11 protein-coding genes are annotated in these 9563 nt (G+C 39.8%); 6 read left to right on the plus strand and 5 right to left on the minus strand.

The genetic code is table 11. The features are described 5' to 3' along the window. Positions 1-270: 270 nt before the first annotated feature. Complete coding sequence (locus tag BKK50_RS00765; RefSeq protein WP_077414386.1) at positions 271-624, minus strand: DUF496 family protein; 354 nt, start codon at positions 622-624, stop codon at positions 271-273. A 188-nt stretch (positions 625-812) separates the two neighbouring features. Between BKK50_RS00765 and serC the strand changes: the two genes are divergently transcribed. From serC to tpx, 3 genes are all read left to right on the plus strand, one after another. Further along, positions 813-1898, plus strand: coding sequence for a 3-phosphoserine/phosphohydroxythreonine transaminase (gene serC / locus BKK50_RS00770; RefSeq protein WP_077414388.1), 1086 nt, complete (start codon positions 813-815; stop codon positions 1896-1898). Positions 1899-1978: 80 nt separating this feature from the next. Beyond that, on the plus strand, positions 1979-3088 hold the full coding sequence (gene hisC / locus BKK50_RS00775; RefSeq protein ID WP_077414390.1) for a histidinol-phosphate transaminase: 1110 nt from the start codon (positions 1979-1981) through the stop codon (positions 3086-3088). Between the two features lie 8 nt (positions 3089-3096). Further along, a complete protein-coding gene (tpx, locus tag BKK50_RS00780; RefSeq protein ID WP_077414392.1) occupies positions 3097-3594 on the plus strand; it encodes a thiol peroxidase in 498 nt (165 codons plus the stop codon). Positions 3595-3650: 56 nt separating this feature from the next. Here tpx and serS read toward each other — a convergent pair whose 3' ends face one another. Then, complete coding sequence (gene serS, locus BKK50_RS00785; protein WP_077414395.1) at positions 3651-4940, minus strand: serine--tRNA ligase; 1290 nt, start codon at positions 4938-4940, stop codon at positions 3651-3653. 195 nt (positions 4941-5135) lie between these two features. Here serS and BKK50_RS00790 point away from each other — a divergent pair, with 195 nt between their 5' ends. Continuing rightward, a complete protein-coding gene (locus BKK50_RS00790) occupies positions 5136-5354 on the plus strand; it encodes an HP1242/YdcH family protein (RefSeq protein ID WP_077414397.1) in 219 nt (72 codons plus the stop codon). 37 nt (positions 5355-5391) lie between these two features. Here BKK50_RS00790 and BKK50_RS00795 read toward each other — a convergent pair whose 3' ends face one another. Further along, positions 5392-6264, minus strand: coding sequence for a DMT family transporter (locus BKK50_RS00795; RefSeq protein ID WP_077414399.1), 873 nt, complete (start codon positions 6262-6264; stop codon positions 5392-5394). Further along, on the minus strand, positions 6261-7061 hold the full coding sequence (locus tag BKK50_RS00800; protein WP_077414401.1) for a hypothetical protein: 801 nt from the start codon (positions 7059-7061) through the stop codon (positions 6261-6263). The genes BKK50_RS00795 and BKK50_RS00800 overlap by 4 nt, the downstream gene beginning before the upstream one ends. A 98-nt stretch (positions 7062-7159) precedes the next feature. Between BKK50_RS00800 and BKK50_RS00805 the strand changes: the two genes are divergently transcribed. Both BKK50_RS00805 and BKK50_RS00810 read left to right on the plus strand, forming a co-directional pair. Next, complete coding sequence (locus tag BKK50_RS00805; RefSeq protein ID WP_077414403.1) at positions 7160-7822, plus strand: trimeric intracellular cation channel family protein; 663 nt, start codon at positions 7160-7162, stop codon at positions 7820-7822. Positions 7823-7894: 72 nt separating this feature from the next. Then, a complete protein-coding gene (locus tag BKK50_RS00810) occupies positions 7895-8860 on the plus strand; it encodes a glycosyltransferase family 2 protein (RefSeq protein WP_158074645.1) in 966 nt (321 codons plus the stop codon). A gap of 222 nt (positions 8861-9082) precedes the next feature. Here the strand turns inward: BKK50_RS00810 and BKK50_RS00815 are convergent, their stop codons facing one another. Next, positions 9083-9424: a SirB2 family protein gene (locus tag BKK50_RS00815; RefSeq protein ID WP_077414407.1), complete on the minus strand. Its 342-nt coding sequence runs from the start codon at positions 9422-9424 to the stop codon at positions 9083-9085. Between the last annotated feature and the right edge of the window lie 139 nt (positions 9425-9563).

Consider the following 9563-nt stretch of genomic DNA (forward strand, 5'->3'; position numbering starts at 1 on the left):
CCGGTATTATGCAGCAGTTGCACAACGTTGTTTTTTTGTTATCTTGTAGGGACACACTGCGTGTGTCCGAATTTTAACCTATTGAAATAATTTGATTTTATAACGGACACACGCAGTGTGTCCCCACGTTTTGGTTAAAATTTCTGTTTTGTGCATTTGCTACATAATACCGCGGTGTTTTGTCGTTATAATTAGACCTCTATGGCTATTTTAAGTGTTAATCTTAAGTTTGCCGTAGAGGTCTAAATTTTCATATTGTTACAGCTGTTTTTATGCCGTAATTTTATTTGATTTTTTCATTAAATCTTCGTGAGATTTTTTTTGTTCTTTCATTTTTGAACTAATTTCACGACGTTGCGTAGAAAGCTCCGCACTGCGGATTGTATAATCATCCACGCGTGCTTCATAGTCATCACGCATATTTTCGATAATGGCGCGTACATCGTTAATGTCCATATCGTCACGAATATATTGGTTTAAATTATCAAGTAACAACACCCGTTTTTGGTTATCACGAATTTTACGGCTGATGTCTTCAATATCACGTTTTAATTTATTTTTTAAACGATACATACGAACATATTCCAACACTTCTTGAAAGGATTGTTTATTTACGGTTTCCATAGTTGCTCTCCCTATATGACAAAATAACCGCTCGTAATTTAGCTTTTTTTTCCTTCCTCGTCAAAACCTTAAATTTAAATTTTGTGGCTTATATCAAAAAAAGCACGGATTTTTCTAAAAAGCGTTGATTATCCGCTTTTCTAGTGATAAAACGTAGCGCATTATTTTCTAAAAACAAGGAAAGCACAATGTCTCAAGTCTTCAATTTTAGTGCCGGTCCGGCGATGATTTTTCCCGAAGTATTACATAAAGCACAAGCGGAACTCACCAATTGGTTAGGGCAGGGCGTTTCCGTGATGGAAGTCAGCCACCGTGGTAAATATTTTATGGAACTTATTGCAGAAGCCGAAAAAGATCTGCGTGAGGTCTATCACATTCCGGATAACTACCGGGTGTTATTTTTACAAGGTGGCGCACGGGGGCAATTTGCGGCATTGCCAATGAATCTTATCGGTAAAAAAGGAAAAGCCCTTTATTTAAACAGCGGACATTGGTCTGCCACCGCAGCAAAAGAAGCCCGTAATTTTGCAGAAATTGATGAAATTACGATTGTTGAGAAGGGAGAGAATACCCACATTACCACTTTGGATTTTAGCGATATTGCCGATCAATACGATTATGTGCACTATTGCCCGAATGAAACCATTAGCGGAGTAGAAATTTTTGAAATACCGAATGTGGGTGATGCCGTTTTGGTGGCGGATATGTCATCAAATATCCTTTCTCGTGAAATTGATATTAGCAAATTTGGCGTCATTTATGCCGGTGCACAAAAAAACCTTGGTCCTGCGGGGATTACGTTGGTGATTATCCGTGATGATTTAATCGGTCACGCCCGCAAAGAAACCCCTTCTATTTGGAACTATGCCGTGCAACGGGATGCGGATTCTATGATCAACACGCCGCCTACTTTTGCGTGGTATCTTTGCTCGTTGGTGTTCAAACATATTAAAGCCATTGGCGGATTAAAGGTGATTGCCGAGCGCAATGTCCGCAAGGCTCAAGCTCTCTATGATTATATTGATGGAAGCCAACTTTATCGCAATGTGGTGGCAAAAGAAAATCGTTCGACAATGAATGTGACCTTCGTGACCGGCAATCCGGAACTTGATGCAAAATTCATCGCAGAAGCAACGGCAGCCGGATTGCAGGCATTAAAAGGTCATAAAGTGTTGGGGGGAATGCGTGCCTCTATCTATAATGCAATGCCTTTGGAAGGGGTGGAAGCCTTAATCCAATTTATGAAAAAATTTGAAGCGGAAAATCTTGCTTAATAACATAAAAACACAATCATTATTTCATCCTCAATATTGGGCGTTATTCTACGCCCATTTATCTTAATAAACGTAACACTATGCAATATATTACTATCGCCAATCCCGGGGTAAAATCCCTTTCCCCTTATCAAGCGGGCAAACCCATTGAAGAACTTGAACGTGAACTGGGTATTACCAATATCATCAAACTGGCATCAAATGAAAACCCTTTCGGTTTTCCCGAAAGTGCAAAACAGGCTATCATCAAGCAATTAGATCAGCTCACCCGCTACCCGGATGCAAATGGTTTTGAACTTAAACAAGCCATCGCTAAAAAATTTAGCGTTCAACCAAATCAGATTACGCTTGGTAACGGTTCAAATGATTTACTTGAACTCTTCGCCCATACTTTTGCTAGTGAAGGTGATGAAATCATTTATTCGCAATATGCTTTTATCGTCTATCCCCTTGTCACCAAAGCCATTAATGCCACAGCAAAAGAAATTCCGGCAAAAAACTGGGGGCATCATTTAGCGGGATTTTTAACCGCACTTTCCGATAAAACCAAACTGATTTTTATCGCCAATCCCAATAATCCCACCGGTAATTTCTTAACCGAACAAGAACTTGATGACTTCTTAGCAAAAGTGCCTGAAAACGTCATTGTGGTATTAGATGAAGCCTATACCGAATTTACCCTCCCCGAAGAACGGGTTAATTCCTTCGGTTTATTGAAGAAATATCCAAATCTCATTGTTTCCCGCTCCCTCTCGAAAGCCTATGGATTAGCCGGTTTACGCATTGGCTATGCGGTATCTAATCCTGAGATTGCTGATTTATTAAACCGTGTTCGCCAGCCTTTTAACTGTAACAGTTTAGCGATTGCCTCCGCCATTGCAGTGATGAATGACGATGACTTTATTGAAAAAGTGGCGGAAAACAACCGTGTTGAAATGGCTCGCTACGAACAATTCTGCCGACGATATGGTTTGGATTATATCCCCTCTAAAGGCAATTTTATCACCATTGATTTCAAACAACCTGCACAGCCAATTTATGAGGCATTATTACGAAAAGGAGTGATTGTTCGCCCTATTGCAGGCTATGGTATGCCAAATCATTTACGCATTAGTATTGGCTTGCCACAAGAAAATGACAAATTTTTTACCGCACTCATTCAAGTGCTCAATTTAATTCAAACTGACTAGGAGCTTTTATGAACAAAGTAACCATGATGGGTAATCCCATTGAAATTAAAGGTCATTTTCCACAAAAAGGGGAAAAAATTGAAAACCTCACGTTAACCAACAAAGACTTAGCCGATGTTGGCTTAGAGGTTTTTGCCGGCAAGCGCAAAGTATTAAATATTTTCCCAAGTATTGATACCGGGGTTTGTGCCACATCCGTTCGTGTGTTTAACCAACGTGCGGCAAACTTAGAAAATACCGTCGTCTTGTGTATTTCAGCGGATCTTCCTTTTGCACAAGCCCGTTTTTGTGGCGCTGAAGGCATTGAAAATGTACAAACTCTCTCCACTTTCCGCCATAAAGCGGTTCATGAAGCCCTAGGAGTAGCGATTGTCACCGGTCCGATTGCCGGTTTAACCGCCCGCTCTGTGATCGTATTAGATGAAAACAACCAAGTATTACACAGTGAATTAGTATCTGAAATTAAAAATGAACCGAATTATGATGCGGCAATCGCAGTATTATAAGTCATAAAAAAAGTGCGGTTAAAATTGACCGCACTTTTTTCATCGTTATCCCTGTATTATTTACCGATAACCTCTAAGCCCCCCATATACGGGCGCAATACTTCCGGTACGGTAATTGAGCCGTCCGCATTCTGATAGTTTTCAAGCACCGCCACGAGGGTACGCCCAACCGCCAGACCGGAACCATTTAATGTGTGAACCAAACGGGTTTTCTTATCCCCTTTTGCCTTACAACGAGCCTGCATACGGCGAGCTTGGAAATCCCACATATTAGAACAAGATGAAATCTCACGGTAAGTATTTTGTGCCGGAATCCAAACCTCTAAATCATAAGTTTTGCAAGAACCAAAGCCCATATCACCGGTGCAAAGCAACACTTTACGATAAGGTAAATTCAATAATTGCAACACTTTTTCCGCATGACCGGTTAATTCCTCAAGGGCTTCCATTGATTTATCCGGATCGACAATTTGCACCATTTCCACTTTATCAAATTGGTGCATTCGAATTAAACCTCGGGTATCCCGACCATAAGATCCTGCTTCAGAACGGAAACAAGGTGTATGTGCCGTCATTTTAATCGGTAATTCCGCCTCATCTAAAATCACATCACGCACTAAGTTAGTGACCGGCACCTCCGCCGTTGGGATTAAGGCGTAAGGTTGCTCCCCTTCCAAGGCATTAGTGTGGAAAAGATCCTCACCAAATTTTGGCAATTGCCCTGTGCCGTAAAGGGTGGCATGGTTCACCAAATAAGGCACATAGGTTTCTAAGTAACCATGTTGTTCGGTGTGAAGATCCAACATAAATTGTGCTAAAGCACGATGTAATTTTGCAATTTGACCTTTCATCACAGCAAAACGGGCACCCGCTAATTTAGCCCCGGCGGCAAAATCTAATCCCTCTTTTTGCTCGCCTAAGGTCACATGATCTTTCACTTCAAAATCAAAGGTTCTTGGCGTACCCCAACGTAAAATTTCAAGGTTTTCCGTATCATCTTTACCAAGGGGAACTTCATCAGCCGGAAGATTTGGAATGCTTAGAGCAATTTGATTGATTTCTGCCAACACCACTTCAAGCTGCGTTTTTGCTTCGTTTAGCTGCTCGCCCATATTGTCCACTTCAGCAAGCAGTGGGGCGATATCTTCCCCCCGGGCTTTTGCTGCACCAATGGCTTTTGAACGTCCATTACGTTCTGCTTGCAAGGTTTCGGTTTTCACTTGGAGAGCTTTTCGTTGCTCTTCTAATGCCGTAAGTTTTTCAGTATCAAGAATGAAGTGACGTTTAATTTTTAATTTTTCTGCCACTTCCGCTAAATTATTGCGGAGTAAATTTGGATCGATCATTGGATTTCCTTACTTTTTCATTGAAATAAAACGCTCTTATTCTAGCGTGGATTAATCAAATAAACCAGTTAAAACCCAATAGAGAGTAAGGATTTTATTTTGTGATCCACATCAAATTTTTGTGATTCGCTTCTATGAATTTTTTCTAAATAAGGTAAAGTGGAAACAGTTTTTAACCACCCAAAGGAGCTGCTTATGTTTCCCGAATTTAGAGACTTAATCACTAAACTTAAAAATCATGATGCTTATTTTGAACGTTTGTTTAACAAACATAATGATTTGGATCAGGATATCAAAAATAAAGAGGAAAACATTACGCTCGCCACGCATACGGAAATTGAGATCTTGAAAAAAGAAAAATTAAGGATTAAAGACGAGCTCTATGCTTATTTGAAAAAGAAAGCGCAAGAATAGAAACCAAGTGCGGTTATTTTTAACCGCACTTTTTGTTTTAGCGTTTCACCGAACCGAGATAGATAGCGAATAATGTCAACCCCGCACCACACCATTGCCACAAATTGATTTCTTTATGCAAATAAAAATAATCAATGACTAATGCCGCAACGGGTTCGGAAAGTAACAATAACCCGGTTAATCCCAAAGAAAGTAATGGGATCGCATAAGCAGTCATCCCCCAAGCGACACACTGCATCACCGCACCATAAATAATGATTAATCCCCAATCTTGCCAACTCATAGGATAGAGGCTGTCAGCATTCAATATGAGAGAAGGAATAATCAACACCAATGCCCCACTCAGGCTGATAATAAGCATCAAAGGAAACAAAGCAGTCGGTTCTTCTTGATGGACTTTTTTCACCATTACCATCGAGCCTGCCAACATCATAGCGGAAAGTAAGCCAATGATGATGCCGTAAATGCCTTCAATATTGTGCTGTAATTCTTCCCCGGCAATCAACACGACTCCCACCACTGCCAATACAAGGCTAAATAACTGCAATTTGCTTTGTCGTTCGGAAAAGAAAATAAATCCAATCACCGCTAAAAAGAAAATTTGTAGGCTGTTTAGTAGGGTGGAAATACCGGGTCCAACGGCATAAATACTTTCGTGCCAAAAGGCAAGATCAAAGGCGAGAAAAATACCGGATAGACAGGCATAATATCGTGCTTTTTTATTTTTCGGGAAATGCTGGCATTTTAATTTCATTAAAAACCAAAAAATCCCCGAGGCAATAAGCAAACGCCAAAACGCAATGGCATAACCGCCAACGGGGACAAATTTAACAATAATACTGCCCAAACCGAATAAAATGCAGCCAATTACCAACATGCCTGCCGCATAATTCTGTTGCTTTTGTTTCATATAAACACCATCCACAATGGTAGACATACGCCAATAAAGAGTAAAATGAATAATGTATTTACACTTAATGTCCATTTCCGAATGCTGTGTATGGCTAATATTGCCGCCATCACCAAATGGCAAATAAAATAAATCCCATAGGCAAAAACATGTTCAGAATCAACCGCACTTTCTAAGCCGTTTAATATCAAAAAAATGAACATTACCGCCGCATTTAAAACCAGCAAAATAATCATCACAAAGGGGAATAATGCAATCAAACCCTGCAAGCGGCTTTTGGCGATAACAAGTGATAAATTAGCCAAAATGACGCCCGCTAAAATCGGCGCCATTGGGTTATATTCAGCAAATGCAGACAAAGGGAGTTGGCTCAGCAACATCACATAACCCAATACGCCTAAACCACCCACTAATGTTGCCATCAGCAAAAAACTGTTGCGGAGTTTTTCTGCTTTGGGTTGTTTCCAAATGAAATACACCACAGATAAACCACAGAGACAGACCACATTGGTAAAAGTCGGTTGAGAAGAGGAAAAACTCATTCCCCACCAAACCATCCAATATAAGGCGAACGTTAAATTCACTTTAATTAACCGTCCACGCTGCCCCGGGCAAATTTCCCCTTTATAAAACACCAATAACGACATTAACTGTGCCACTAGCACGGTTAATCCCAAATGGGGTATCACTTGCGGTTGAGATTGCAAAGACAAGATAAAAAGATCAATGGCAAGTACCATTGCAATAGCAAGTATCGAAAGGGGAATTAAAAAAGATTTTGAAGATTGTTCTGACATCGCCGAAAAATGTAAAAAAATAATTCGCTATTATGCTAAAAATTCATTGTTTTTTAAAGTAGAATGAAAATGATTTTAACCGCACTTGAGGACCCCAAATGTTGCTGAGTATTTTATATATCATTGGTATTACCGCCGAGGGAATGACAGGCGCACTGGCTGCCGGCAGAGAAAAAATGGATATTTTCGGTGTGATTATCATTGCCTCTGTAACCGCAATTGGTGGTGGTTCTGTGCGTGATGTGTTACTCGGGCATTATCCTTTGGGTTGGGTGAAGCATCCCGAATATTTTTTAGTGGTGGCTGGGGCGGCGGTGATGACTGTTTATATCGCCCCTTTTATCAATCATTTTATGCGTTATTTCCGAATGATTTTCTTGGTGCTGGATGCCATGGGTTTAGTGGTCTTTTCGATCATTGGGGCACAAATTGCAATGGATATGGGGCATAGTGTCACTATCGTCTGCATTGCTGGTTGCATTACCGGGGCGTTTGGCGGTGTGTTGCGTGATATGCTTTGCAACCGCATTCCTCTTGTCTTTCAAAAAGAACTCTATGCTAGCGTTTCGCTCTGTGCCACCCTGACCTATTTTGGGCTTACTGCGTTACAAATAGAACAAACGCTTGCTGTGTTAATCACCTTAATTAGCAGTTTTACATTAAGAATTTTAGCCATTCGTTTTGAATGGGGATTGCCTGTGTTTAACTATCAAGAACTTCCCTCAGATCATCAAGATAAGTTGCCGAAAAAAAAGAAGTAGCTGTTGCCAAAAGAACAACAAGAGCCGGATGTCAATTTTTAGTTCAATATAACACGAGGAGAAAATACCATTGTGTCAGTTAGCATAAGTTTCGTTATTCCTGTTTACAATGTCGAAAAATACCTTGCTCGGTGTTTGGATAGTCTTATTTCACAATCTGTGAGTAAAGAAATCATCATTGTTAATGATGGTTCAACGGATGGTAGTTTAGCCGTTGTTGAACAGTATTTCTCTCGTTACCCTTTCATTATCCTTATCAATCAACATAATCAAGGGGTTGCAGCCGCTCGTAATGCCGGGCTAAGGCAAGCGAAAGGGCGTTATGTCTATTTTGTCGATCCCGATGATTGGCTTGTTGAAACTCACCTAGATACCATGGTTGAGATTGCCGATAGACATCAAGCTGATGTGCTGAAAGGCACCATAGAAAAGAGTGATGAATGTGATGCATTTAGCGGGGCTTGTTCACGTAGGTTTGAGTCCTCCCGAATAAAAGCAAATCAATATGAGGTGATGAGTAGTTATCAACATTTGAATGATATGCTCAAATGGGATTGGCATCCCAGCTGCTGTTTTGGCTTTTTTAGAACAGACTTTTTGCGCCAAAATCATCTTTGGCTTAACGAAACTTTAAGCGTTGGCGAAGATATTCTATTTATCTCGGAAATTCTGTCTCTTTCCAACATCACAGTGATTGAAGTGGGGCGAGTGTTTTATCATTATCGTTTAAGACCAAATAGCCTCACCACCACAAAAAACGATATATCAAAACTTGTTCATTTATTTGAACTTGATAAATGTTTAATAAAACTGTACGAACAACGCAAAAATGATATTGAAAATATCAATGACGAAACAAAACGGATGCTTATAAATTTAGAAAGAATTAGAGCGATTAATTATGGCTATATTTATCGCTATCAGTATCTAAAATACTCACCGGCATTAAAAGCTAAAACCCGCCATTATTTCACCGATGAGGTGTTGCAACTAATGAAAAAATGGCTGCCTTATTACAATAAAATTGTTATTGAGTAAAAGATCGAATACGTTGGGCTCGAATATATCTGTTACGTGTGCGGATAACCTATCATATACGTGTAATAATGCCTTATCCTCACCATTTGGATGACTTTAGATAAAAAACACATCAAATCCTATCCGCACTTTCTTCAAAAGTAAGGTTGGATAAATATGGGTTCAGATAGCTAACCCTTTGAACTTAACAGGTTGATCCGCTCTATTTTTTTACATCTAAATCTAGTGAATGTAAGCGATAAGAATCGCACCAATAAAGCTTGCGAGAGCAAGCAATAAAAATATTGGATTGGATTTTGTCGCTTTTCTGCTGAAGAATTTTGCCGCAAAGACAACATACAAAATAAGCAGACAAAGTTTTACGATAAGCCAGTCTTCTAATTCAAAAGGCAAGAGGAAAAATAGGCTTAAACCACTGACAATTAAAAGGGTATCAGCCAAGTGCGGTAAAATTTTTAGCCATTTTATGGCTCGCCAATCTTTCCCACTTAATTGCATTCCTCCACGAACTATCAAAAGCCCTAAACTTAAAAAAGCAAAGAAAACGTGTAAAGAAATTAACATAATCACTCCCAATGTTTATTGCAGAAAAGTGCGGTTAATTTTGACCGCACTTTTTCGTTTTACCGGATTATGTAGCAAATGCACAAAAATAGAAATTTTAACAGAACGTAGGGACACACTGCGTGTGTCCGTTATAAAA

It is taken from the genome of Rodentibacter rarus (genome assembly GCF_001998965.1).
GTDB classification, from domain to species: Bacteria; Pseudomonadota; Gammaproteobacteria; order Enterobacterales; family Pasteurellaceae; genus Rodentibacter; species Rodentibacter rarus.